This is a genomic window from Pedobacter segetis, from assembly GCF_016623585.1.
Classification (GTDB): Bacteria; Bacteroidota; Bacteroidia; order Sphingobacteriales; family Sphingobacteriaceae; genus Pseudopedobacter; species Pseudopedobacter segetis.
The window spans coordinates 1-23234 of sequence record NZ_JAEHFY010000007.1 but is presented as its reverse complement, the minus strand read 5'-3'; the positions used below and the strand labels follow the sequence as shown (position 1 = coordinate 23234).

At 33.5% G+C, this 23234-nt stretch carries 21 protein-coding genes and 1 riboswitch; of the genes, 10 read left to right on the top strand and 11 right to left on the bottom strand.

The features are described 5' to 3' along the window. Window positions 1-24: 24 nt before the first annotated feature. The gene (locus I5M32_RS05875) at window positions 25-1080 is read right to left on the bottom strand and encodes a YncE family protein (RefSeq protein WP_200585266.1); all 1056 of its coding nucleotides are present in this window, start codon (window positions 1078-1080) and stop codon (window positions 25-27) included. 5 nt (window positions 1081-1085) lie between these two features. Beyond that, window positions 1086-3068 carry a TonB-dependent receptor plug domain-containing protein gene (locus tag I5M32_RS05870; protein ID WP_200585265.1) on the bottom strand — a complete coding sequence of 661 codons (1983 nt, stop codon included), beginning with the start codon at window positions 3066-3068 and terminating at the stop codon, window positions 1086-1088. A 97-nt stretch (window positions 3069-3165) separates the two neighbouring features. After that, window positions 3166-3358, bottom strand: a riboswitch (cobalamin riboswitch). Between the two features lie 55 nt (window positions 3359-3413). On the opposite strand from I5M32_RS05870, the gene I5M32_RS16685 reads away from it, so the two are divergent. The 6 genes from I5M32_RS16685 (at window position 3414) to I5M32_RS05845 (ending at window position 8510) form a co-directional block, all read left to right on the top strand. Further along, on the top strand, window positions 3414-3791 hold the full coding sequence (locus tag I5M32_RS16685; RefSeq protein ID WP_234461874.1) for a DUF6122 family protein: 378 nt from the start codon (window positions 3414-3416) through the stop codon (window positions 3789-3791). After that, entirely contained in the window at window positions 3791-4903 is a 1113-nt protein-coding gene (gene dinB, locus I5M32_RS05865) for a DNA polymerase IV (RefSeq protein WP_200585264.1), read from the top strand. Before I5M32_RS16685 ends, dinB begins: the two co-directional genes overlap by 1 nt. A gap of 74 nt (window positions 4904-4977) precedes the next feature. Beyond that, the gene (locus tag I5M32_RS05860) at window positions 4978-5580 is read left to right on the top strand and encodes a TIGR04282 family arsenosugar biosynthesis glycosyltransferase (RefSeq protein WP_200585263.1); all 603 of its coding nucleotides are present in this window, start codon (window positions 4978-4980) and stop codon (window positions 5578-5580) included. A gap of 319 nt (window positions 5581-5899) precedes the next feature. Beyond that, entirely contained in the window at window positions 5900-6988 is a 1089-nt protein-coding gene (gene mnmA, locus I5M32_RS05855; RefSeq protein WP_200585262.1) for a tRNA 2-thiouridine(34) synthase MnmA, read from the top strand. A gap of 135 nt (window positions 6989-7123) precedes the next feature. After that, on the top strand, window positions 7124-7798 hold the full coding sequence (locus I5M32_RS05850; protein WP_200585261.1) for a hypothetical protein: 675 nt from the start codon (window positions 7124-7126) through the stop codon (window positions 7796-7798). Between the two features lie 70 nt (window positions 7799-7868). After that, window positions 7869-8510, top strand: a complete 642-nt coding sequence (locus tag I5M32_RS05845) for a CHASE3 domain-containing protein (RefSeq protein WP_200585260.1) — start codon at window positions 7869-7871, stop codon at window positions 8508-8510. Between the two features lie 4 nt (window positions 8511-8514). On the opposite strand, the gene I5M32_RS05840 is transcribed toward I5M32_RS05845, so the two are convergent. Then, window positions 8515-9915 carry an ATP-dependent DNA helicase gene (locus I5M32_RS05840; protein ID WP_200585259.1) on the bottom strand — a complete coding sequence of 467 codons (1401 nt, stop codon included), beginning with the start codon at window positions 9913-9915 and terminating at the stop codon, window positions 8515-8517. Between the two features lie 338 nt (window positions 9916-10253). Here I5M32_RS05840 and I5M32_RS05835 point away from each other — a divergent pair, with 338 nt between their 5' ends. From I5M32_RS05835 to coaD, 3 genes are all read left to right on the top strand, one after another. Then, on the top strand, window positions 10254-11069 hold the full coding sequence (locus I5M32_RS05835) for a DUF3822 family protein (protein ID WP_200585258.1): 816 nt from the start codon (window positions 10254-10256) through the stop codon (window positions 11067-11069). Then, window positions 11060-11611, top strand: coding sequence for an RsmD family RNA methyltransferase (locus I5M32_RS05830; protein WP_200585257.1), 552 nt, complete (start codon window positions 11060-11062; stop codon window positions 11609-11611). Before I5M32_RS05835 ends, I5M32_RS05830 begins: the two co-directional genes overlap by 10 nt. Before the next feature lie 76 nt (window positions 11612-11687). Beyond that, window positions 11688-12155, top strand: coding sequence for a pantetheine-phosphate adenylyltransferase (gene coaD / locus I5M32_RS05825; protein ID WP_200585256.1), 468 nt, complete (start codon window positions 11688-11690; stop codon window positions 12153-12155). A 377-nt stretch (window positions 12156-12532) separates the two neighbouring features. Here coaD and bshB1 read toward each other — a convergent pair whose 3' ends face one another. Genes bshB1 through I5M32_RS05810 form a run of 3 tightly spaced genes read right to left on the bottom strand, consistent with a single transcriptional unit; the run spans window position 12533 to window position 14368 of the window. Beyond that, window positions 12533-13255, bottom strand: a complete 723-nt coding sequence (gene bshB1 / locus I5M32_RS05820) for a bacillithiol biosynthesis deacetylase BshB1 (RefSeq protein WP_200585255.1) — start codon at window positions 13253-13255, stop codon at window positions 12533-12535. Beyond that, the gene (locus tag I5M32_RS05815; protein WP_200585254.1) at window positions 13252-13764 is read right to left on the bottom strand and encodes a glutathione peroxidase; all 513 of its coding nucleotides are present in this window, start codon (window positions 13762-13764) and stop codon (window positions 13252-13254) included. The genes bshB1 and I5M32_RS05815 overlap by 4 nt, the downstream gene beginning before the upstream one ends. A 4-nt stretch (window positions 13765-13768) precedes the next feature. Continuing rightward, on the bottom strand, window positions 13769-14368 hold the full coding sequence (locus I5M32_RS05810) for a DUF4294 domain-containing protein (RefSeq protein ID WP_200585253.1): 600 nt from the start codon (window positions 14366-14368) through the stop codon (window positions 13769-13771). 104 nt (window positions 14369-14472) lie between these two features. On the opposite strand from I5M32_RS05810, the gene I5M32_RS05805 reads away from it, so the two are divergent. Continuing rightward, complete coding sequence (locus I5M32_RS05805) at window positions 14473-16707, top strand: RelA/SpoT family protein (RefSeq protein WP_200585252.1); 2235 nt, start codon at window positions 14473-14475, stop codon at window positions 16705-16707. Window positions 16708-16752: 45 nt separating this feature from the next. On the opposite strand, the gene I5M32_RS05800 is transcribed toward I5M32_RS05805, so the two are convergent. From I5M32_RS05800 to I5M32_RS05780, 5 genes are all read right to left on the bottom strand, one after another. Continuing rightward, entirely contained in the window at window positions 16753-18039 is a 1287-nt protein-coding gene (locus I5M32_RS05800) for an HlyD family secretion protein (protein WP_200585251.1), read from the bottom strand. Further along, entirely contained in the window at window positions 18032-20260 is a 2229-nt protein-coding gene (locus I5M32_RS05795; protein WP_200585250.1) for a peptidase domain-containing ABC transporter, read from the bottom strand. Before I5M32_RS05795 ends, I5M32_RS05800 begins: the two co-directional genes overlap by 8 nt. 38 nt (window positions 20261-20298) lie before the next feature. Further along, a complete protein-coding gene (locus tag I5M32_RS05790) occupies window positions 20299-21255 on the bottom strand; it encodes a hypothetical protein (protein WP_200585249.1) in 957 nt (318 codons plus the stop codon). A 141-nt stretch (window positions 21256-21396) separates the two neighbouring features. Continuing rightward, window positions 21397-22359, bottom strand: coding sequence for a hypothetical protein (locus I5M32_RS05785; protein ID WP_200585248.1), 963 nt, complete (start codon window positions 22357-22359; stop codon window positions 21397-21399). A gap of 18 nt (window positions 22360-22377) precedes the next feature. Then, complete coding sequence (locus I5M32_RS05780) at window positions 22378-23127, bottom strand: hypothetical protein (RefSeq protein WP_200585247.1); 750 nt, start codon at window positions 23125-23127, stop codon at window positions 22378-22380. Window positions 23128-23234 lie beyond the last annotated feature (107 nt).

The following is a 23234-nucleotide window of genomic DNA, read 5'->3' as shown; positions in this document are numbered from 1 at the left end:
TTCTTTTAGGTAATAAAAAAACTCTTATTTGTTTAAAAATATTACATTATTAGGGTTTACACCGGCAATAATTTTATATTTTAATTTTCCATCTAAACCTATGCAAGAAACCTCCCCGTTGCCAATAAAATTTTTTGCATCGCAAACAAAAAAATCTTTATTAACTGCGTCATAATTAAAGCCATAAGCGTATGAAAAAGTAGTTCCGTCTGTTATGATATTACTCTTTAAAACCGCATCAGATTTTAAATCATAAGATTTTATCCCATTGTTAAATACAAAATAACCAATATTATCTACAATTTTCATCAGTTTTCCTTCAAAAGGTTTATTAGAAATAACCGCATCTGTCTTGCTATCAATAATGGTTAATGATGCCAATTGTTGGTCATAATCGCCAGGGCTTCTTATATAAATTTTTCCGCTAGAGGCATCAGAAACTAATTCGGTTGGGTTTGAAACGGTAGTGATTTTTTTAACCTCAACCAAGCTATTCAAATCTATAACAGAAATTGTATTATCAAAAACGGGATCTAAACCACCAGAATTTGCCACATAAAGTTTGTTATTTGCAATGGCCATTTGTTCTGGGTTTCTGCCTACTGCAATAAATTTTTCTACAGCCAAACTGGAGGTATCTATCACTGCAACCGTCCCGTCGTAAGAAGAAACAAAGGCTTTATTTTTATTGAAAACAATGTTTCTGGGAAGCCTACCAACACCTTTGTTGGTAAAACCGATCTGCTTGATGCTCTCTGAGGTTTTGGGGTTTACAACCTCTAAAGTGTTAGAAGTGCTTACAACGATGTACATTTTAGAGCCATATACTTTTATGTCGTTTCCCGTATCTCCCAAGCCTCGCTTATTTTTTTGAGCAAAGTAATTTGCTGTTGTTGTTTTGGTATCCAGATTATAATAGCTTAAACTGGCGTTGTTTGATTGGAAACCGCCCTCGTTCAAAATATATAAACCAGCTCTTACGGGTGGTAATGCTGTATTTTCATCTTTTTTACAGCTAAAGATGGTGCTTGCCGCAATGGCAAAAGCTAATAATTTAAAAATGGTTTTGTTTGTTTTCATGATTGTTATATAGTTGTTTTAATTGTTAATCTTAAAGAAGTCCCAGGCATTGGGAAGCTTCTGATAATAGAATAATTCTGGTTAAAAATATTGTTCACTTCTGCCGAAAGGCTGATGGGTTGATGATATAATGTTGTTTTACAATTTATAGATACATCGCTAACCGAAAAACCTTTCACAAAATATTGTGGCTGGTTTTCTCCCAAATAATACCTGCCAGAAGAGAAGATCTGATTGTAAAATACACCCCAACTTTTTTGTTGGTAACCAGCATTAAATGCGATGGTATGTTGGGGCGTATAAGGAATTTGATTGTTATAAACAGATGATGTAGGGTCGGTTTTATCTAAAGCAGATTGATAGGTATAATTGATATTAGCTTCTATTTTTGCTTTTTGATTGATTTGATAATTGAATTTACTGGTAAAATCTACACCCAATATTTCTACTTTCCCGATGTTGTACATTGTCCAGATAAATAAATCTTTGTTGGGCAAAGCAATAATTTTATCATTGATTTGATTATAATAAACATCGGTACTGATAGAAAACCAATTGAGTTTTGAAGTGGTAAATTTGTTGTAAACAAAGCCCGCGTTATACTGCTTCGTTTTTTCTGGATCCAACTTTCTGTTCCCAAAATTGGTATAGTACAAATCGTTAAAAGTTGGATACCTAAAAATATCCTTATAAAATGCTCTTAAAGTTAAATTCTGGTTTGCTTGGTAAGCCAATGAAAAAGTAGGATTAAAGATCAGTCTTTCTGGCGATTTTCTACCTGTTTTAACTTTCTCTTTGATATAAGTACTTAAAACATTTGCTTCAAAAGTGAATTTCTTTAATTGATATTTACCTCCAACAACCTGCAATAAGCTAGTTCTGGTAGGGTAAGCATACTGAAAAAGATTGGTATAAAGCGTAGTAAAAAATAAATCGGCAGCGTAATTAAATGTTAAATCTTTAATGGGTTGGTAAGTGGTTGCAACCGATTGATAATATTCTTTTTGGGTATATCTATTATCCAATTCTCCATTCTGGTTCAGATAATCTGGGTCGTTGTACCGAGTGTAATTTCTGGAGAATTTTCCACTCGCCAATATTTTCCATTTTGCGCCAAAATCCCGACTGTATTTTGCTTGGGCATAAAAATCCTTATCCCATAAGGTTTGGCTACCTGTTGGGTTATAAAAGATTACCGCATTTGGCAAACCTCTTTCAGAATCATAATAATTTGCCCTAACCTCCAATAAACCGGTTTTTCCAATTTTCCCCCTCAGTCCGCCATCAAACTGTAAAGCGTTTATTTTTGCGTTTCTCCTTGTAGATAACGTATCAGATCCATCCCCGATCACTTTAAATTTATAATCGCCTGTTGCCTTTTGCAGCGTGGTATTTAGGTTAAACGCCCAATTGCTGTTAATTTTTTGATCGTATTGGATAACAGGATTAACCAAACCAAAAGCCCCCCCCGTATATTTAAGCATTAATTTATTGGTTCTGCCCAAATCAAACAAAGGTTTTTTTGTTTTGATAACAATCAAACTGGCAGATGAAAACGAACGGGCGTTGGCCAATAAATCATCGGGTTGTGCCAAATAAAGCGAAATAGACTCCACATTATCCAACATCAATTTCCCTAAATCTATTTGCCCGGTTTGTGTATCCCCTAAATTGATACCATCAACTTGTACACCAGTATGGTTTGCGCCTAAACTACGCACAGAAACCGTTTTTAAACCCCCAATTCCGCCATAATCTTTAATGTTTACACCTGCAAAATTTCTGATGGCATCGGCAACATTGTAAGAACTTGTTTTTAAAAACGAAGCAGAATCTATTGTTTGCGTTGCCCTTAAACTCGTTTTTTTTGATGAGCTTTTAACTTTTACCTCCTCAACTTTTTGCAAAGAATCTATTTGGGCAAAAGAATTTAAGCTGGTTAAAACAAGTAAAAAACTAAAAAAGAATAGACAATATTTAATTTTCATCAATTAAAATATGAAGCCTACGGAGAAAAAAATAGAATGGAAATACTCTAAAACATAGAGATTATCTACACCCAAAAGCTTCAATCCGCGAAAGCTATGAATATTATGTGTTTTGGCAGGTATTCTGACTTACTCCCTGTTTTTCTGCCTTCCCATCTGCCAGATAGCAAACAGTGACTTTAAGAATGAAAAACAGTTATAGAGCTTACAGCTGCGGGACAGTTTAGGATTTACACCTTATTCCCTTTTAATCTTTACCGAAGTAGAGAACCATAACGCCCGCAAAAGTAGAAATTAAGTTTGTATTTCAATTATAATTTCAAGATTATTTGTAACCTTTGTTAAATGCAGTTTTTGGTGCATTATTCGCTACACTTTATTTTTCCGGCAATTGTTGCATACTCTTTTTTTAGAAAGAACTGGGTTAAAGTGTATTTAATATTGTTATCAACCATGTTGATAGATTTAGATCATCTTTTAGCAAATCCTATTTTTGAAGCTGATAGGTGCAGTATCGGTTTCCATCCGCTTCACTCCTTTTTTGCAATCGTATTATATGTCCTGTTGCTTTTTTATCCTAAAAAAATCATCAAAATAATAGCTCTTGGATTAGTGCTGCACATTTTTACCGATCTATTAGATTGCTTTTGGACTTTTTCTCATTGTCATGATTGTTTTATGGCTTCCAAAATCCATGATTTGTTTAGTTTTTTAAATTTTTGATGATAGACGCTGCTGAAGATAAACCCAATAGAAAAATAATCCATATTGATATGGATGCCTTTTATGCTTCTGTAGAACAACGGGATTTCCCAGAATTTAGAGGTAAAGCCTTGGCTGTTGGTGGTTCGCCAGACGGACGAGGTGTAGTTGCAACGGCAAGTTATGAAGCTAGGAAATTTGGGGTTAAGTCTGCCATGTCGTCAAAAACGGCACTACAGCTTTGCCCGCATTTATTATTTACCAAACCACGGTTTGAGGCCTATAAAGAAGTTTCGCTAAAGATCAGGGAAATTTTTAATCGCTATACAGATTTAATCGAACCTTTATCTCTAGATGAAGCTTACCTGGATGTGAGCGATGATAAAATGGGAATTGGCTCTGCCATTGATATTGCCAAGGCCATTAAAGAGGCTATTAAAAAAGAATTAAATTTGACTGCTTCCGCTGGGGTTTCAGTTAATAAATTTATCGCAAAAATTGCCTCAGACATGAATAAACCCGATGGGCTTACCTTTATTGGTCCCTCTAAAATAATTCCTTTTATAGAAGCTTTGCCAGTAGAGAAATTTTTTGGCGTTGGAAAAGTAACCGCCCTTAAAATGAAAAACCTAGGTTTATTTTATGGTTCTGATCTAAAGAAACTATCAGAAAACGAAATGCAAAAGCACTTTGGTAAAACCGGAAGGTTTTTTTATCAAATTGTAAGAGGTTTTGATGACCGACCTGTTAATGCGAACAGGATTTCAAAATCTATTGGGGCAGAAGATACATTTGAAAACGACATTGACAATCTAATAGTTTTAAAAAAAGAACTTGAGAAATTATCTTCTATAGTTTACGATCGGCTGACCTCTAAAAATAAAGAGGGAAAAACCTTGACACTAAAAGTAAAGTTTAACGATTTCTCTCAAATTACCAGAAGCCATACTTTTTTAAATTACATAACAGACAAAAAAACCATTTTTGAAACTGCGGTTGAGCTTTTGGAAAAACTAGATCTAGAAGAAAAAAAAGTTAGGCTTTTAGGAGTTACGCTTTCTAATTTTTACAACGAAGAAAATGACATCATCACATTTAGACAATTGAATTTATTTGAAGATTTGGATATTTAATATTTTAAAGAAAAGCTAAATACAGAAAGCAAAACCTAAATAGGCGATTGATAATTAAAATACATATTTATAAAATGAGTAAAAAAGCCATCATCATATTTCTTAAATACCCAGAATTGGGCCGTTCTAAAACACGTTTAGCAGCAACCGTTGGAAACGAGAACGCACTTAAAGTTTATAAAGAACTATTAAACCATACAAACCTGATTACTAAAAACTTAAATTGTGATAAATTTTTATTTTATGACAAGGTGTCATCTAATAAAATGCCCTGGGGGGATGATATTTACCAAACGGCTTACCAAAAAGAAAGCGATTTAGGCGGCCGTATGGAAGATGCTTTTGAGCAGCTTTTTTTAAAAGGATATGAAAGCGTTTTAATAGTTGGTTCAGATTGTTATGAACTTGACCAAACCATTATAGAGAACGCATTTGAGATGTTGAAAAGCAAAGACGTGGTTATTGGCCCCGCTAAAGACGGTGGTTATTACCTTTTAGGTTTAAATAAAATGGTTAAACCTATATTTTCTGATGTTGCTTGGAGTACCGAAAAAGTATATGATGATACGGTAAAAATTTTAAAATCTCTAAATATTCAACACGCTACAACGCCTGTTTTATCTGATATAGATGTATTTGAAGATTTACCACCAGAACTAAAGTTATTAATAAAATAAAACAATTTAACTATTTGATTAATAATGTAATTTAACTTATAGGAAACATCAAATTATATCAATTCAAGTTACTTTATAATTCTAATTTCGGCAGTTTTCTTGATGCTTTACCGTTAAGCCATGAAGAAAAAATGAAATGCTATTTGGTAAGGATGAGCTTAATTTCCCTTCACTTCTTCATGCTTTATTGATTTAATGGGTTTTGTTTTTTTTTAAAAATTCTTCACCTCTCAACTTAAATTTCTTACAACCTACTGACCGCCCTACCTTCCCTATCCAAAAATTAAAAATTATCTTTGCAGCGTTTTAAGAACTAAAGATGAGTAAACACGGAAGAATTTTGGTGGCAATGAGCGGTGGTGTGGATAGCTCTGTTGCTGCCGTAATGTTGCATGAGCAAGGTTATGAGGTAATTGGACTGACCATGAAAACCTGGGATTATGCTTCTTCTGGTTCAAATTCAAAAGAAACAGGTTGTTGCAGCCTGGATTCTATTAACGATGCCCGTTCATTGGCCGTTGGTTATGGAATGCCACATTACATCTTGGATATACGTGATGAGTTTGGCGATTTTGTGATAGATAATTTTGTGGATGAATATTTAGCTGGTAGAACCCCAAACCCTTGTGTGTTGTGTAATACGCACATTAAATGGGATGCTTTGCTAAAAAGAGCAAATAAGCTTGATTGCGAATTTATTGCAACAGGGCATTATGCCAACATCCGCCAACAAGATAATGGTAGATATGTAATCTCTAAGGGCAAAGATGAGAACAAAGATCAATCTTATGTGCTTTGGGGCGTATCGCAAGAAAACTTGGCAAGAACCCGTTTTCCTTTGGGTTCTTTCTCTAAACCAGAGATTAGGCAAATGGCTTTGGATATGGGCCAGCAAGAGTTGGCCAATAAAAGCGAAAGCTATGAGATTTGCTTTGTGCCAGAAAACGATTATCGCTCTTTCTTAAAACACCGTGTACCAAACTTAGAAAAAGAAGTTGATGGCGGCGATTTTGTTTTGACAGACGGCACCAAAGTTGGCAAACATAAAGGTTATCCATTTTATACCATCGGCCAAAGAAAAGGTTTGGGTATTGCATTTGGCCACCCCATGTTTGTTACCCAAATTTTGCCAGAAAGCAATACGGTAGTATTAGGAACACAAGACGAATTGCAAAGAACAGAAGCTTTAGTTAGAGACGTTAACCTGATTAAGTATGAATCTATCACAGAACCTTTAGAAGCGATAACCAAAATACGTTATAAAGACGCTGGAGCTGTGAGCCATATCCATCAAATTGGCGGCAATATGAAAGTTAATTTCCACCATGCAGTTTCTGGGATTGCTCCGGGACAATCGGCGGTATTTTATGAGGGAAATGATTTATTGGGTGGTGGATTTTTAGTTTAGTTTTTGCGTTAACGATAGAAACGGCATCCGCCAGCTGGCGGAGTGTTAAAACGCCCAAATAAATAGTTTAATCAAAATATTTTCCAAAATAGATTAATAGACCAAATTCTCCGTTTTTATCTTAAATTAGTAGCAATGAACAAGATTTACCTGTTAGGTTTGGCAACTATTTTCTGTTTGGTAATTGCTTGTACCAAAGAAAGCAATGCGCCAGCTAAAGATTTGCAAAGCGAATTTTATCCTTTAAAGGTAAATGCGGTTTTAATTTACGATGTTGATTCTACTGCTTACAGTAATTTTACCAATACCAGCGTAAACTATAAATTTGAATTAAAAGATAGCATCACCAATACTTTTGATGATTTAGCAGGCGGCTTAAACTATAGGATCGAAAGATATAAAAGAATAAGTCCTGTTTCGCCCTGGGTATTTCAACAAGTTTTTACACGAAGCAAAACATTGCGTGACGGCGAAGAATTTATTAACAACCAAAGATTTATAAAAATAATTTTCCCTCCTTTAGCTGGCAGCACCTGGAACGGCAATTCTAAAAATACCATTGGCGAGCAAGATTACACCATTGAAAATGAAATTGCCCCGGCAACCATAAATAATCTCACTTTTGACTCTACCATAGTGGTAAAAGAGATAGACGAGCAGAATTTGATAAGGGAAGACCTAGTAAATGCCACTTACGCAAAAAACGTGGGTTTGGTACAAAAGGAAGTTACCGCAGTAGATAAAAACATATCAACAGGAGCAATCACAAACGGCTATAAGTTTACGTTTAAAATTAAGAGTATAAAATAAAATTTCGTGAGTATAAAATTCGGAACCTTTTATTATTTTTGTTGCTCACACCCTATACCGCATATTACCTATGAAGAAAGTAAATATTGTTTACTTATTAATTATAGCTGCAATATTATCTACCTCGGCCTATCTTTATTTCTCTTTTTTCACTTATGGCAATATTACTTCTAGTATTAAAACAGGGGAAGATAAGTATGATTTTTTAGAAAGCTCTAACGGTTTGATCTTAGATTTAAGAGAAGCCGAATCATTTGAAAGGGGCTACATCATCAGTAAAGATTCTAGCTACTTAGACCAATACAAAAAATCTCTATTTAAGTTAAAAACAGAAAAACAGAGGTTTTTTAAAATCTCTGAAAGTTATGGGCTAACAACATCCAACCCCAAAGAAATTGAAAGGCTGCATTTCTTGATCAATCAGAAAATGGAAGAGATGGATAAAATCATCAACCTTCAAAAACAAGGTTTAAATACAGAAACGGTTGAGTTGGTAAAAAGCGACGTAGGGATGAAGATCATGGGAGAATTGGTTGATGTTTTCCAAAACTTATATACCGATCAAAAATTTAAAGAAACGCAATCTAAAATAGCGATTGGCAATAATAGAAAACAATTTAGATCGGTAAATATCGCCAACTCCATATTTGTGATCATTGTGCTGATAATGATCGCGATTTATGTTAAAATTTGCAGTAAAAAGATGGTTTGAACCATCAAGCCGGAAAAAATAGATCTGTAAAATTTACATAGAATAATTCTTTAGAAGCCCTTGTGGTTGCCGTATAAAGCCATCTTAACAACTCTATGTTGATCATTTCTTCGGTTAAGTAACCTTGGTCTATAAAAACCGCCTCCCATTGCCCACCTTGTGCCTTATGGCAAGTTACCGCGTATGCAAACTTAATCTGTAAAGCGTTAAAATATGGGTTCTTCTTCAATTCTTCCATTTTAGCCCTCTTGGTAGGCAGATGTTCGTAATCTTTCATTACCTCCTCAAAAAGTTCTTTCTGTCTGTTGTAGGGCAAATTAGAGGTCTCAGAATACAAAGTATCTAGCATTACACTACAGGTTAAAGGCTCTTCATCAATATCTGCAAAAAGGATCTGCACTTCGGCAAAACGAAAGCCGTACATATCTTGGATGTTTTTTACCCTCGTTATTTTCCCAATATCGCCATTGGCAATAAAACCGCCCTTCTCCTCGCCTAACCAAAAATAATTGTTTTTCACAACCATTACCAGATCGCCACCCGTAATTTCATCCTCACGCCATAAAATCTGGTTCCTAATGCTTTGGTTAAAGATGTTTGCGCCCTTGTTAGATCTGCAAACCACCAAACTGTTCTCCATCCCGTATTTATCATAAGCGTAATTTAGCCCTTCTACTATTTTATCGCCCATCATACGGTAAACATCCTTATAACCTCTGGTTACCAAGGTTGGGAAAGATTCTTCTTCCGTTCTGATCAGCTCCCTAATGGTAGTGGCGTTGCGTAAAATGCCAGATTCTTGCTCTTGCCTTACCACTTGCGTAAGCTCTACCTCAGAAACCTCTAACCTAAACTTCTGCAGCTTATCTTTTGCCAAAGCGGGGCTTTCTAAAGAACCAACCGGGGGCAATTGTGCCGTATCGCCAATAAAAACAATCCGGTTATTGTTCTGGTTTTCATATACATAACTGATCACATCCTCCAATAAACTGCTGCCGCTATAATCCGTTTTCTCATCCGCGATCATAGAAGCCTCATCTATAATAAACAAAGTATCCTTATGTAAATTGGGCGATAAACTAAAGTGCATATCTGGCGAAACCGCTGTTTTCTTTCTATATATTTTACGATGGATAGTAGAGGCTTCCTTTTTAGAATAGTTCCCTAAAACTTTTGCCGCCCTACCCGTTGGTGCCAATAAAACGGTCTTCAAATTATATCGGGGCAGCAATTTAATGAGCGTACTGATTACCGTTGTTTTACCCGTACCGGCATATCCCTTTAACACAAAAACACAGTTATCCTGCTTTAATCGCATAAACTGATCTAATTTCTCAAATAAATAAAGCTGTTGCGGATTGGGTAAATGCGGAAAAGATTTTGCTAGATCATGTGCGATGCTCATTGTTTCAAATTTCGATAAAATATTGGGAAGATGTTTGGTTTTTTGGAGATAATTTGGGCGTTTTAAAAGGGGAAAATTTGATGGGTGAATTATAGTATTCCAGATTCTATTAAATTTAGAAAATTGATTAATCATTAAATATTATTTGGGCGCTTTAACACTCCGCCAACTTGCGGATGTATCTTTTTTCCTGAAAAAGAAAAAAAGCCTGCCCGAATTACAGGCGGGGATGCCGCTTCGATCGTTAACGCAAAACCCATCCTCAGATTAACAAACAATCTTGATCCAACTGAATAAGTAAACATAGGTTTACAGATAAATTTTTACTTTTGTTCTGTATGAGCGATAAAATTATCCTTTCTGTTGATGGCTTTGAAAATCTATCATCCAAAGAGCTTGATCTATATTTAGAGATTAGCCTTAATTCTTATAATTATGCGATAATTGATCCTGAAGATAAAAGCGTAAAGTCTATCGCACATAAACCATCGGTTATCTTTAACGATTTAAGCGACCTGGTTTTACAAGCTAATTTTTCTAAAACCAAAATCAGCCTGCCAACGCAAAAATTCACTTTTATCCCCACGGGTGTTTATCACAAAAAAGACTTAGAAAATTACGCTAAATACATACAGCCAGCTGATAATGAAAAAGTGTTTACCCATGCTTTAGAAAAATCTGGTATAACGGTAATTTATGCTTTGCCAGAGTTATTGTTAGATAAACTGGGCGCAAGCTTTCCAAACGCAGAAATTTTCCCCCAACTGATGCCTTTTTATCAAGGTATTACTTTTGCTTTTAGCCAGATCAATTCTCCGCAGCTTTTTATCAACGTAAAGCCGGGTTTTGTAGAGGTCATCATCTTAAACGATCATCGGTTTAAATTTTATAACGTTTTTGAATATCAAAACGATGACGAACTTTTATATTTTGCGTTATTGGCCGCTCAACAAAATAAATTGCGCCCTGCAAATCTTACCGTTAAGGTAAGTGGCAATACAGATTGGTTTGGTGATACTTTCAAAAAAATAGTTGCGCAGTTCCCCCGTACAGAAGTTACAGATCAAGATAGTCTTCCCTTGTTCTACAACGGATTAGGGCAGCCAGTTATGCCCCGTTTCTTTTCATTACTAAGTTTGCATTTATGCGAATAATTGGCGGAAAACTTAAAGGAACAAGGTTTTATCCACCTAAAAACTTACCCGTAAGGCCAACTACCGATATGGCCAAGGAAGCCTTGTTCAATATTTTGCAAAACCAGATCGAGTTTGATGGCCTAAAAGTATTGGATCTGTTTAGCGGTACCGGAAACATCAGTTTAGAATTTGCTTCACGTTTTGCAGCTACCGTTACATCTGTAGATAAAGCTTTTGGCTGTTACCAATATTTAAGAAAAACCACCGAAGAGCATCAACTCAAAAATTTAAAAGCCATAAAGGCAGATGTTTTTAAGTACTTAAATCAAGAAACAGAACAATTTGATCTGATCTTTGCCGATCCGCCTTATGGTTTAAAAACAATACCAGAAATAGCCCAAATTGTTTTTGATAAAAACCTACTGACAGAAAATGGCTTATTGATTATCGAACATCAGAGTATGCAAAACTTATCCAATCATCCAAATTTTAGCGATAAACGGATTTATGGTTACTCGGCATTTAGTTTTTTTGAAAATAATAAAGGGTTTAAGGTATAAGGTAAAACTTGAACCAATATCAATTTTTTAGATTACATTTATTAAAATCGATACAGTAATTTTTTTTTAATATTTTATGAAAATAGCATTGTTCCCTGGCTCTTTTGATCCTATTACCAAAGCTCACGTTGATATTTTGAAGCGTTCTTTACCGCTATTTGATAAGATTTACGTTGGGATTGGAACCAACAGTACCAAGCAATCATTAATGAGCATTACCCAACGCTTAGACATGATCAAAGCTGTTTTTAAAGAAGAACCAAAGCTAGAAATGATTGCTTATGAAGGCTTAACCGTAAATTTCTGTAAAGAAATTGGTGCTTCCCACATGATAAGGGGTATTAGAACGGTATCTGATTTTGAATATGAAAAAGCCATTGCCCAAATGAACCATGCCCTGATCCCAGAAATAGAATCCATTTTTATCGTAAGTAAACCCGGTTATTCCTCAATTAGCTCTACTATTGTGCGGGATATTTTAAGATATGGAGGCGATGTTTCACAATTTGTACCCAGTGCGGCCTTGCCTTTTTTGAAAGCTTGATTTTTTCTATTAACGCATTACCTCGATGTAAGGAAAGGTGTTCTCCAATTCAAGTCACCCTCCACGTAAGGAAAGGTCTTTTTTATGGAATTATAAAATAATTTTATTGCCCTAGCGAAGCAAATTTATAAATTCTGTTAATAAGCTTTAGGCAAGGCTTATTATCAAACTTACTATTATCAGATAGAATTTAGAATAAATTTATTTTATAGGATTTTTTTTTAGATTATTCTTTAAACCCACTTCATCAATACTTTAAGCCCAAAAATAGGTGCTATCTCCATTAATCTTTATAATTCTAAAACCTTTGTTATCTACTCCGAACTCAAAATAATTAAATCTTTAGCTCCTTAAAGAAAACTGTTGTTTGGCAAAGATCATAATAGATCAAATAGGCTGTTTACTCCCAAAATCTTTTTGCTTAAAAAGCCTTCGGCATGGTCCACTTGGATCGATCTGCCATATTCCCTTGTTCTGCCAATAATTAAATCCATAAAAGCAGGATTAGAAATATAAGTTGGGGCATCATCAATATTTACGCCTTCTACAAAAAACTGGGTTTTATAGGCTCTTATTGCGGCCAATTTTTGATCCATAAACTCAGAAATATCAATCACAATGTCTGGTTTAATATAGGTATCCTGTATTAAATGAAGCAATAATCGTGGTCGCCAAGCTTTTTGTGTATTGTTATTTTCTATGGTTTCTATTTTTGTTAGACCTGATAAAAAACAAGCATCGTTTACCAATCCGCAAGCCCTACCGTGATCTGGGTGGCGGTCTTCATAAGCATTGGTGATAACAATTTCTGGTTGGTATTTTCTTATGGCCGCAATTACTTTTAACTGATGTTCTTCATCGTTTTTGAAAAAGCCGTCCTTAATCCCCAAATTTTCCCTTACATCTAAATCTAAGATTTGAGCTGCATCGCTTGCTTCTTGTTTTCGGGTTTCTACGGTTCCCCTTGTACCTAATTCGCCACGGGTTAAATCTATGATACCCACTTTTTTTCCTTCTTTTTTATGTTTTAAGATGGTTCCCGCCGCACCAAGCTCAACATCATCTGGGTGTGCAACTATAAAGAGTAAATCTAATTTCATGATGTTTTTTTTAGGCTTCCCAACAGTTTTTGGATCTTCTTCTTTACCTTGGAAGAGTTTGGTTTGGTAAACGAATAAAAATAATCTATCACCTCCCCTTTTTGGTTGATGATATATTTATGGAAATTCCACCTTGGGATAGAGTTGATATGACCGTTTAACTTCTTATCGGCCAAAAACTTAAAAAGCGGGGAGGCATAATCACCCCTAACCCTTGTTTTTTTAAATATGGGGAAGTGGGTATGGTAATTGATGGCGCAAAATTTACCGATCGCCTCATCATTTAAAGGCTCTTGCTGCCCAAAATCATTGCTCGGGAAAGCAAGTATTTCAAATTTCTCGTTCTCGAAATTTTTCCTCAGATCTTCAAGATCGTTCAATTGAGGGGTAAAACCACATTCAGATGCGGTATTAACGATCATCAGCACTTTTCCCTCGTATTTTTTTAAACTAACTTTCTCTCCCTTTAAATTCTCAACTTCAAAGTTATAAATGTTTTTTTCGATCATTATTTTATTGGTAACTGTAATATCCTACAGAGTGGATAATACCTTCTATTTCCATATCTTGGTCAACATCGTATTTTGTTTTAAGATCGTGGCCAAAAATTTTTGCTACAGACTGCATCAAAAAAGCAGGGACATTCCCTTTTAAATCTTTCACAAGATCAAAACTACTATTATTAGTTTCCCTATCAATCAATTTGATCAAAATCTCTCCTTGCGAAATGGTAAGGTTTTTAATTTTATCGTTAAACAAGTCCTTTATTTCCTTATCACAACTTTTAATCAGCTCTTTTTGTTTTCTTTTATCGTTGGTTAAAGCTAAATCCCTTTCTAATTGCCTGTACCTTTGCCCTGCAAACCTTGCATAGGGCAAAACTTTCAATACGTTATACCTTAATCTTCTGTAATTGTCAAAATCTTCCTTAGATTTGAATGTTCTTTTATCAATAACGGTAACCTCCCCAATTACCACCCAAGGGATTATTTCTCCGTTGTAATTGGTTGTGGCCACCCTAATGGTATCTTTAGGGCCATAAGCAACCTGGGCCCTGCTAAGCATAGCCGTAAAAATGAATGCACAAAAAAGAAATAAAGCTTTCGATTTCATCGTAATAATATACAAATTTATACCTTATTTATTAATAAATTAGTAATAAGTAACCCTAAATTCGTTATTTTATTTATCGAACGATTTTAAAGACATAATATTGAATGAAAGATTATATAATTGATATAGAGGCTGAAAAATCGGAAATTTTGAAAAGATACAGGGCTTTGCTAAAGGCCTGCAAATCAACCTTAAAAAAGGGCGATAAAAAGATGATACGGATGGCTTTTGATATGGCGGTAGAGAGCCATAAGGATATGCGCAGAAAGTCTGGCGAGCCATATATCTACCATCCTATTGCTGTTGCCCAAATTGCTGCCGAAGAGATAGGCTTGGGAACCACCTCTATTGTTTGCGCCCTTTTGCATGATGTAGTAGAGGATACAAACATCACCTTAGAAGATATTGAGAGAGAATTTGGTAAAAAGGTAACTAAAATTATTGACGGCTTAACCAAGATTTCTGGTGTTTTTGATGCCAATAGCTCTATACAGGCAGAAAATTTTAGAAAAATGCTGCTTACCCTTGCGGATGATGTGAGGGTTATTTTAATAAAACTTGCCGATCGTTTGCACAACATGAGGACAATGGCTTTTATGCCTCGCGATAAGCAGCTAAAAATTTGCTCAGAAACTGTTTATCTATACGCACCCTTGGCGCACCGTTTGGGTTTATATGCGATCAAATCTGAATTGGAAGATCTTTCTATGAAGTACATGGAGCCAGAGACCTATAAATTTATCGCCACCAAACTAAACGAGAAAAAAGCAGAACGCGAGCATTTTATAAAAGAATTTGTTGGGCCAATTGATCGGATCTTAAAAGACCTTGATTTAGAGGCCAGTGTTGTTGGCAGGCCAAAATCAATCCATTCTATCTGGAATAAGATGAAGAAAAAAGGCATCCCGTTTGAAGAGGTTTACGATCTTTTTGCCATCAGGATCATTTTGGATAGTTTGCCAGAAAATGAGAAATCAGATTCTTGGAAGGCCTATTCCATAGTTACCGATCTTTACCGCCCTAACCCGGATAGGCTAAGGGATTGGATATCATCGCCGAAGGCAAATGGATACGAATCTTTACATACCACAGTAATGGGCCCAAAAGGGCAATGGGTAGAAGTACAGATACGTACGCAAAGGATGAACGAGATTGCCGAGAAAGGTTTTGCGGCACACTGGAAATATAAAGAATCTTCTAGCGATAGCGGTTTAGACCAATGGGTAAACAAAGTAAGGGAAATGTTGAGCAACCCCGAAGCAAACGCCCTAGACTTTTTGGATGAGTTTAAAATGAACCTCTTCTCTGATGAGATTTTTATCTTTACGCCAAAGGGCGATTTAATACAGCTCCCAATAGATGCCACCGCCTTGGATTTCGCTTTTGAGATCCACTCTGATGTGGGCGCAAAATGTATTGGTGCAAAAGTAAACCACAAACTGGTACCGCTTTCTTACAAACTGCAAAATGGCGATCAAGTAGAGGTAATCACTTCTGGCAAACAAGCCCCCAAAGAAGATTGGCTCAACTTTGTGGTTACCGCAAAGGCAAAGGCGAAAATAAAATCATCATTAAAAGAAGAACGTAGAAAAATTGCCGAAGACGGTAAAGAGATTTTAGAACGTAAGCTAAAATCATTAAAGATAACCTACAATACGGATAATATCTTAAAGCTGAGCTACTTTTTCAAACTCGGTTCTACACAAGATGTTTTTTACAACGTTGCCAAAGGTTTGATAGATCTAAAAGATTTAAAAGAGTTTGCCGCATCTGAGAAAATCATCGAACAGAAACCCGTCTCAGAATCAGACGATGATCAGATACAAAGACTGATCAAACAGGTTAAAACCAAGGATAGCGATATTCTTTTAATTGGCGAAGATTTGCAAAAGATAGATTATACGCTTTCTAACTGCTGCAATCCAATTCCTGGGGACGATGTTTTTGGTTTCGTAACCGTTTCTGATGGAATAAAGATACACCGCACCAATTGCCCAAATGCCACAAAATTGATGTCGAGCTTTGGCTACAGGATTATAAAGGCGAAATGGACAAGCCAAAAACAACTGGCGTTTTTAACAGGTTTGCGCATTACCGGCATAGATGAAGTTGGCTTGATCAACAACCTTACCCAGGTAATCTCTAACGATTTTAAGGTTAATATGCGATCGATCACGGTAGATTCTAATCAGGGTATTTTTAACGGCACAATTATGATCTATGTGAACGATACCCATCATTTGGATAATTTAATAGAAAAAATCAAACACGTAAAAGGCATTACAGAAGTGATAAGATTTGATTCTGAAACGGAAACGCCTGCTTTAAAGGGATATTAATTTTAAAAGTTGAATATAATTTTGGTTGCTCTAAATTTTATAAATTTAATTATAAGACCTCCTAAGGAAATATAGTAATTTTTCGATAAGACGCTGATTTTCTACAATTATATTAGCGGAACCTAACATATTAGGTTTGTATATTAATTTCAAACCATACGATGTTTTAAGATCATTATTAAGGTCAACAATTAATTCATACTCATTAGCTATTGGTACAGTACTTTTATCCTTTACAACACCATAAATATAACCGTATTCCTGGTAAGGATAATTATCTAATTCAAATCTTACTTTCTGACCCTTTTCAATTTTCCCATATTTTATGGATAATACTTTCACTTTTGCCAATAACTTACTGTCATTGGGTATGATTACAAATAGAGCTTTATCAGTAGTTGCATTGAAGCCCACAGAAAACTTTTCTGTAAAGAAAATTTTGCCATCTATAGGAGCGGAAAATGTGTAGCTTTTAGTCCAACTTTCAATAAAATTTCTAACGATTTTCATTTCTGAAAGAATAGATGCTTTTAGCTTTCTATTTGATTCACTTCTTTCAAAAATTTGCTTTTTATATTGACCTTCTAGATCATTCAAAGCTAATTGATTTTCCAATAAATCTTGTTTTAAACCTTCAACAATAGTTAATTGCTGATTCAAATTACTTTCTTTTGTAATTAATTCTAAATTTGAGATTACTTTTTCTTTATAAAGTCTTTGATTCCTTTCAAAAATCTGCGATATATTCTTGAGCTCTTTTTCCGCTATTAATAATTTTTGTTTATTTATTTTAACTAAACTACTATATGTATTTAGATTTTTTTTTACTAAACCAATTGATTCATCGTAATAGAGTGACTTTGATTGTTTAAAATCATATATATTACTTTTTAAAATATTATAATCTTGTTGAATTGATCCTAAGGTTACATCTTCTTTTTCAAATTCCAAATTAGTTGAACCGTCTTTTTTAAGAAAAGAATCAATCTCCATTAATTTTTTATTTAGATAGTCAATCTGCTCTTTTTGCACATTGTTGTCTATTTCAGAGATTATTTGCCCTTTTTTCACAAACTGATTTTCACGTACAAATATATTAGTAATATTTCCATTTATTTTTGGATAAAGGTAGGCAGGTTCATTTGACGTTGTAAAAACTGCTTTACCACTGATGACATCTGGATATTTAATAAGCCAACTCAAAAATAATACGCAGCAAATTAATCCTAGAATAAGAAAACTACCCCATCTTATCATCCAGGTTGGAATCTTAGAAAGAATATCTTGAATTTCTTCAGACCGAATTTGAGATAAGTTATTATTTTCAGGCATTATTTGTTTCTATTGTGATAGAAGCTAGGTTCTCTAATTGTAATTGATTTTTAACTAATTCAAAATAATTTGCGTTTTGAGCAATTAGGGTTTTGTGAGTGCCTGTCTCAATTATTTTACCATCATTCATCACTAAAATTTGGTCTGCATTTTTAACTGTGCTTAATCTGTGAGCAATTATAATACATGTTTTTCCTTTGTAAAATTGATTTAGATTCTGCATAATGATTTTTTCGTTATTTGCATCAAGTGCAGAAGTTGCTTCATCAAAAAATAAAAAATCAGGGTTTTTATATACTGCTCTAGCTATTATTAAACGTTGTTTTTGACCTGTACTCATCCCTATTCCTTCGGAACCTATTTTAGTATTGTAGTTTTGGGGAAGGCTCTCTACAAATTCTTGAATATTCGCAACTTTAATTGCCTCAAACAACCTTAAATAATCAATTTCATCCTTACCTACTGCGATATTTTTAGCAATGGTATCATTAAAGATAAAGCCCTCTTGCATTACAGCACCAAATAAAGAACGCCAAAATTTATGACTAACATTAATTAGGTTAGTACTACCAATTAAAACATTACCCTCTGTGGGCACATAAAATTTTAGTAATAATTTCAAAAGAGTTGTTTTTCCACTTCCACTGCTACCCACAATAGCAGTTACCTTCTTTGCTGGGATAATGCAACTAATGTTCTTCAGAACAAATTCTGGTGAGCTTAAATAACGAAAAGAAACATTGTTAAAAATCAAATCTTGATTAGTATTTAATTCAGATATTTTTGGTTGATCTTCAATTTCCTCGTCATCTTTATTATGGATTTCAGATAATCGATCTAAAGAAATCCGAGCATCTTGTAAAGAGTGAGTAAACCCAACTAACTGAAGTATTGGTCCGTTAAGTTGTCCTGTAATATAACTAATAGCTAATAACATACCCAAAGTGAGTTGTCCGTGAATAACCAGTGTTGCTGCACATACTGTAATTATTACATTTTTTAGCTCATTGATAAAATTTGAACCAATTGATTGAGCTTGATCTAACTGAAGACTTTTTACCTCCAATTGAAACAGCTTTGCTTGCAGATATTCCCAACCCCAGCGTTTTTGTTGTTCAGCATTATTTAATTTAATTTCTTGCATCCCGCTAATAATTTCAATTACTTTACTTTGCTCTACACTGATTTGCGAAAATCTTTGATAATCAAGCTTTTTCCTTCTCTTTAAAAAAATGAAAATCCAAAAAAAATACAAACAGAAACCTATAAGAAAAATTAAGAAAATAGTTAAATTATACCAAGCCAAGATAACCCCAAAGATTAACAAGTTAACCATTGAAAATAGTGTACTTAACGAAGTTGAAGTTAATAGTTGTTCTATACGGTGATGATCATTTATACGTTGTAAAATATCCCCTGTCAATCTTGTATCAAAATAACTAATTGGTAATTTCATCAATTTCAAAAAGAAATCAGAAATTAGGGAGACATTAATGCGAGTACTCAAGTGTAATAGAATCCACCCTCCTATTATCTCAACGCTTGATTTACCAATAAAAACAAATAACTGCGCTGCAAGAATAAGATATATAAAATTTATATCCTGATTTTTAATTCCAACATCTACAATACTTTGAGTTAAAAAAGGGACTAAAACTTGCAGAAGGCTTGTTGCAATTAAACCAAAAAAAAGCTGGTAGAAGAACCGCTTATAACGAATAAAATATATCCCTAAAAACTTAAAGCCGGAATTTTTTTCATTTTCATTTTCGTCTTGCTGTTTAAATGAAATCGTTGGCTCTAATAGTAATACAACCCCTCTAATTGTAGTGTCGGCTAAATTTTCGCCAATCCACTTATTTACAAATTCTTTTGGTTCATACTTTATTAACCCTTGGGCAGGGTCGGCAACAAAAATCTTATTATTTTTAATTTTATAAACTACTACAAAGTGATTCCCTTCCCAATGAACAATATTAGGTAATGGTGCTTCTTTAATAAACTTCTCAAAATTGATTGATATACCTAATGTTCTGAGACCTAATTTTTCTGCGGCATCACTAATTCCAGTTAAATTAGATCCATTTCGAGTAGTTTCGCTATAAGCCCTTATAGTCGGGAGAGCAACATTTTTACCATAGTGCTTCAAAATCATTTTTAGGCAAGCTGGTCCACAATCTTTACTTTCAACCTGTCTATATGATTTCCAGTTTTTTATCATTTAACAAGTAATAAGCAATTTGCTATAATTTGTAGGGTTCAAGAATTCGAGTTATTTAAAAAGATACCTAAATCAGCAAGTGAAAGATAATTTTCTTCACCCCTCCACTTGTTTATATAAGGATTATAATTACATTCCTTTTCAAAATAAGCTGTCCTATCGTCCCTAATAATTGGTATCCGATTATCTACACACATGTATCTAAACTCACAATCTTGACAAATATCACAACTATCTTTTTTTACCTTCCAAAATCTTTGAAACTCTGTATCTTCAACTATTTCTTTTAAATCGTTTAGAGATTTCAAATTTGTAACATTCCCAAAAGACTGGGAACATTCTGGTGCATTCTTAATCTGACCAGTTTCACTAATGAAGACCTTTTTATTGAAATAAGTATTGAATTTTTGAGCTTCTAAATAAAGAGGGATATTTGAATTAAATTCTGTTAAAACTTTATTATAAGTTATTTTATATTCTGATTTGGTAAAATGAATTAAATTCTCCAAATTTTTTTCAAAAGGACTTTTAAAGAATATACAAGTATAAATGCAACCCGAATATTTGATAGCATTAGCAAAATCATTATTATAATATTCTTTATGGTAGTTTAGTAAAATACAAACAGAATGAATATTATATTTTTTAAATTCTTTAAATAGTATTAAAAGTCTGTGATTATCAATAAAAGTGGTGAATCTTACGACAATATGCTTGCATAAACAGCCTTCCAATATATTTAATAATAAATTTAGATTCTTCTTTTTGATGAGATTGTTAGAAATTGAAACCTCAATAATTGCATTAGTAATTATTGAGGGTGATTCATAAATATCATATGTTGGAGATGGGATATTAATTAAAAAAGGCAATTCAGGTAACAAATGAATTTTTAAATCTTCATTATTAACTACTTCAAATTTACCTTGAACAAGGTTTTGAATAACTGTGTTTCTAAAGCCATTAACTACACAGTGACTAGGAAATAGGTTCATAGTTTAATTATAGACTTATAAAATCGTTCAGAAATAAATTCATGATCATTATAAAATTTATTAACCCTTTTAACGAGTTTATTCTTAAAGCCATAATTAACAACTTTAAGATGACTTATACAGATTGAAACTATTTCATAATTATTTATGGTACTTTTCCTTTTCATATAAAAATTCTGCTATTTTTTTGTGTAAGTTATAATTACCATATTTTAAAACCCAATCATATTGTCCTTGTGTATTAACCTCCAAAAAGAAAAATTCATTATATTCATTACAAATCAAATCTATTGAGCCAGAAATTAACCTTAATTTTTTCATTAAATTCCTTAACTTAGTTTCAATACTGTGAGGTAATTGAAATGGACAATAACTTTGAATATCATAACCGTCCCGATAATCGGTTTTTAAGGGATTAAAACAATCAAATATTGCAATAGAATAAAAAGCACTATCCAAAAAGAAAGATCTCACTTCAAATTTCTTGTTAATTTGATATTGAAACATTGATGAATAAAACTGTTCAGATAATTGATGGTAATCTATTTCAGTAACTCTTTGAAAATAAGTACTATTAGCACTTTGATATATGATATTTTCTTGAATACCTTTATTTAGTAAATGTTGGCCATTTTGAAATCTATGCAAACTTGATTTTAAAGAGCAAACTTTTGTATTTGGTATTGATAAACCAACTTCAAAAGCTACCTGCAATTGCAATAGCTTATTCAGTGGGCTACTTGAAAGATAACCAATAGATTTTTTCGAACATTCATTATAAAAGAAATCTGTCAGTGTTTTATATTCTAAATTATGATGAAGTCTAAAAGAACTCTGCGGTAACAAACTATTATTATAATGTTTTAATGGCTTTTTAAAAACCCCGCTTCTATAAAAAATAAAACTAACTTCATTTAAGTTTAGAAGTTTTCCTTTCTTTAATTTAATCGAAATTTCGCAAATAAATTTTGAAATATTTATTTCAATTTGCTTAAAATCCTCGTATGATATATCTATTCTTAAAAAATTACATTCAAAATTTTTCAGCCATTCAATCACACAATTAGCGCTATAATCACCCGGTTCAGAAATAATAAGAATCATAAATCCAATTCTCTTTATTTAATCTGCAACTTCATTATTCTTTACTGTTACACTTTTTAAAACAAAGTTTATCTTAACACCATCATAAAAAGTATAATTCATTTCTACAAAACCGTATTCAGGGTGATAGTAAAAATCTAAATAACTCTTTCCTAATTTGTTATGTTTACCAACAGCATGAATTAACCAGCAATCTTTTAAATATAAATTGCCATAAGTTCTATTCTCTTTTTTCAAAACTGTATAAGTACTAAAAACCTTACCCTTAAAGTTTCCCCAACCAAGATATATACCTAAACCATTTTTCCATTCACCATCAATTTTTAGCAATTTCTTTCTAATCTCTGGAAAGGGAGCGATTTCCGTATAAACGTATTGATTTTCTCTAAATGGATGCATCCAAAGGGTAGTATCATTTTCCAACGCACCAGTTTCGCCACTAGTTTTTGACCAAAAATATGGTTTCGGTTTTTTTGGATTTTTGCTTACAGGATTTAAATTGGATAAAAACTTTAATGAGTCTGCTTTTGTAAAATGATAATAAACTATATATGCTGTTTGTGTTTTTTGAAATTTCCATGGCTTACCAAATGGCTTTAATTCAATCCACTCTTTAGTTAAAGTATCACCTTTAGAATTAATATATGAAGCCTGAAATTCATAAATCTTATTTGGAGAGAACACTTCTAAACTTTGGTTTTTTAAAGAATCATTAGGTTCAAGTTGACTTCCTGTTGTTAACAAAGTAAATATTAATGTAAGAATCATAAATATTTTTCTAATTTCTTTCTAGTAGAATAATTAATTCAAGTTGCTAGTTAAAGAATAAAAAAGTAAGCATCAAAAATGAGAAATTTGGTTTACTACAACTAAAT